Below are 2853 nucleotides of genomic sequence, written 5' to 3' on the forward strand. Positions count from 1 at the left end.
CGAGGCGGTGGCCTTCACCGCGAGCGGGGACCTGCTGACCGCTTCCGAATCCGCCGACGGCGCCCTGCCGGGAGTGCGGGTGTGGCGCGACGTGGTGGGCCTGTTCCGGCCCACGCCTGCGGAGGAGCCGGCGCAGACCCCGGACGGGGCGATGCCCGCGGCGATCGCCGCGGGCATCGTGGTGATCGCAGCCGCCGCAGGCGGGCTGTGGCGACGGGCCGCGCGCCGCCGCCGGGGCTGACGTCAGGCGTCGAGGTCGGCGGCCACCAGCTCGGCGACCCGGGCGAGCACGTCGGTGTCGTCGCTGGTCACGGTGACCTCGGTGCCCTGGGTGGCGCCGAGCGTCATGATGAGCAGCGCCGAGCCCGCGTCGACGGGTTCGCCGCCGTCCACGGCCAGGGTCACCGGGACTCCGGAGGCGACCACGGCTTCGGCGATGATGCCGGCCGGCCGGGCATGCAGGCCGATGGACGAGCCGACGGTGACGGTGGTGCTGGGCATGGGAACTCCTTCGGGGTAGGGACGGTCGTCGGATCCGATCAGGCGACGGCGGGCTGGGCCGCGGTGTCGCTGCTGCGCAGGTGGGCGGGCCGGTGCACCTCCTTGGCGAGGGTCACGCACAGCGCACCCACGACGGTGCCGGCGGCGAGGGCGACCAGGAACCACAGCAGGTTGCCGATGGCGAAGAACACGAAGATGCCGCCGTGCGGGGCGCTGAGGGTCGTCCCGGTGGCCATCACGATCGCGCCGGTGACGGCGCCGCCGGCCATCATCGACGGGATCACCCGCAGCGGGTCCGCCGCCGCGAACGGGATCGCTCCCTCGGAGATGAACGAGGCACCGAGCAGCCATGCGGCCTTGCCGTTCTCCCGTTCGGCGGTGCTGTAGATGCCCGGCCGCAGCGTCGACGACAGTGCCATCGCCAGCGGCGGCACCATGCCGGCGGCCATCACGGCCGCCATGATCTGCAGCGAGGCGTTGTTCGAGACGTCGAGCCCGGCGACGGCGAAGGCGTAGGCGGCCTTGTTGACCGGGCCGCCGAGGTCGAAGCACATCATCAGGCCGAGGATCACGCCGAGGATGACGACCGAACTCCCGGACAGGCCGTTGAGCCAGTTCGTCAGGCCCGTGGTGATCGCGGCGAGGGGCTTGCCGAGGACGAGGAACATGAGGGCGCCGACGATGAGGGTGGCGAACAGCGGGATGATCACCACCGGCATCAGCCCGCGGGCCCACACCGGGACCGGGATGCGACCCACCCACAGCGCTGCGAAGCCTGCGATGAGGCCGCCGACGAGGCCACCGATGAAGCCGGCCCCGACGAACACGGCCACCGCGCCGGCGGTGAAGCCGGGCGCCAGGCCGGGCCGGTCCGCGATCGCGAAGGCGATGAAGCCCGCCAGGGCGGGCACCAGGAAGGAGAACGCCAGCGAGCCGAGCTGGAACAGAACCGCGCCGAGATAGGTGGTCAGGCCGCCGTCCGGGAGGTCGGTCAGCGAGTTGCCGACCACGATGTCGGCGGCGGGCTCGGTGATCTCGTACCCGCCGAGCAGGAATCCGAGGGCGATGAGCAGGCCGCCCGCGGCGACGAACGGGATCATGTAGCTCACGCCGGTCAGCAGGATCTGACGCAGCCGGGTGCCCCAGCCGACCTCGCCCGCCGAGGGTTCGTCGGCGGCCGCAGCCACGGCGGCCGCGTCGACGGTGCCCGCGGACGGGTCCTTCGCCGCGCGCATCGCCTCGGCGACCATCACGTCGGGCTCGTTGATCGCCCGCTTGACGCCCGAGGCGACCACCGGTTTGCCGGCGAACCGTTCGCGGTTCTTCACGCCGACGTCGGTGGCGAAGATGACGGCGTCGGCGCCGGCGATCACGGACGCCGGCAGGGGGGTGCTGCCGCTCGAACCCTGGGTCTCGACCCGCACCGTGACCCCGGCGCGTTCGCCCGCGGCCTTGAGGGCATCGGCGGCCATGTAGGTGTGGGCGATTCCCGTCGGGCAGGCGGTGACAGCGACGATGGTGCGCTCGGCGGCCGGGGTGGGTTCGGGCGCCGGGGTGGCCGGCGCGGACTCGGCGGCCGGGGCCGCGGTGGTGGCCGGGGCCGGTTTCGGCAGAACCCCCTCGACCAGCGCGATCACGTCCGCGGGTGTGGCCGCGTCGCGCAGTGACCCGACGAAGTCCGGCCGCACGAGTGCCCGGGCGAGCGACGAGAGCAGCTTCATGTGCTCGGCTCCGGCCCCCTCCGGGGCGGCGATGAGGAACACGAGGTCGGCGGGTCCGTCGGGGGCGCCGAAGTCCACCTTGGGGGACAGTCGCGCGAAGCCGAGCGACGCGGTGGCGACGGCGTCGGCGCGGCAGTGCGGGATGGCGATCCCACCGGGCAGGCCGGTGGCCGACTTGGCCTCCCGGTCCAGGGCGGCGGCCGTCAGTGCCGCCGCGTCGGTGGCGCGGCCGGCGGCGGCCAGCCGCGAGGCCAGCGCGGCGATGACCGACTCCTTGTCGGCGCCGAGGTCTGCGTCGAGCGCGATCAGGCCGTCGTCGATGATCGCGGGCCCGGAGGTGGCGCCGGAAGCGATGTCTGGCATGGCGTGTCCTTACTGGTGGTGAGGGAGGGCCGGGGACGGGGTGTCCAGGGGAACGGGGCGGAGCGGAGCGACCTCGACGGCGCCGGTGTCGACGTCGTCGGGTCCGGGAAGCGTGGTGCCGGGAAGTGCCACGGCCGCCGAGCCGTACGCGACGGCGTGGCGGAGGCGCTCGGCGGGGCCGAGCCCGGCCAGCTCCGCGACGAGATAGCCGGCGAGGGAGGAGTCGCCGGCGCCGACGGTGCTGCGCGCGGTCACGGGTCCGGGCACC

General features: G+C 74.2%; 3 protein-coding genes and 1 pseudogene. 1 reads left to right on the forward strand and 3 read right to left on the reverse strand.

Going from position 1 to position 2853, the window contains the following annotated elements; translation table 11 throughout:
- Nucleotides 1-241 (forward strand): annotated as a pseudogene (locus CQZ88_RS30420) (hypothetical protein); the annotation flags it as partial.
- A gap of 2 nt (nucleotides 242-243) precedes the next feature.
- On the opposite strand, the gene CQZ88_RS04120 reads toward CQZ88_RS30420, so the two are convergent.
- The 3 genes from CQZ88_RS04120 to CQZ88_RS04130 form a co-directional block, all read right to left on the reverse strand.
- Nucleotides 244-501 carry an HPr family phosphocarrier protein gene (locus CQZ88_RS04120; protein WP_006935073.1) on the reverse strand — a complete coding sequence of 86 codons (258 nt, stop codon included), beginning with the start codon at nucleotides 499-501 and terminating at the stop codon, nucleotides 244-246.
- A 38-nt stretch (nucleotides 502-539) separates the two neighbouring features.
- On the reverse strand, nucleotides 540-2585 hold the full coding sequence (locus CQZ88_RS04125; RefSeq protein WP_029543363.1) for a fructose-specific PTS transporter subunit EIIC: 2046 nt from the start codon (nucleotides 2583-2585) through the stop codon (nucleotides 540-542).
- A gap of 9 nt (nucleotides 2586-2594) precedes the next feature.
- Nucleotides 2595-2853: PfkB family carbohydrate kinase (locus CQZ88_RS04130; protein ID WP_258008434.1), on the reverse strand; the 259-nt coding region annotated here is incomplete at its 5' end.

The organism is Rhodococcus sp. ENV425, from assembly GCF_002887785.1.
In the GTDB taxonomy this organism is placed as follows: domain Bacteria; phylum Actinomycetota; class Actinomycetes; order Mycobacteriales; family Mycobacteriaceae; genus Rhodococcus; species Rhodococcus aetherivorans.

What these genes read in the sequence shown, in the direction of transcription:
- CQZ88_RS04120 (WP_006935073.1), bottom strand. Translation starts at nt 501, where the DNA reads ATGCCCAGCACCACCGTCACCGTCGGCTCGTCCATCGGCCTGCATGCC.
- CQZ88_RS04125 (WP_029543363.1), bottom strand. Translation starts at nt 2,585, where the DNA reads ATGCCAGACATCGCTTCCGGCGCCACCTCCGGGCCCGCGATCATCGAC.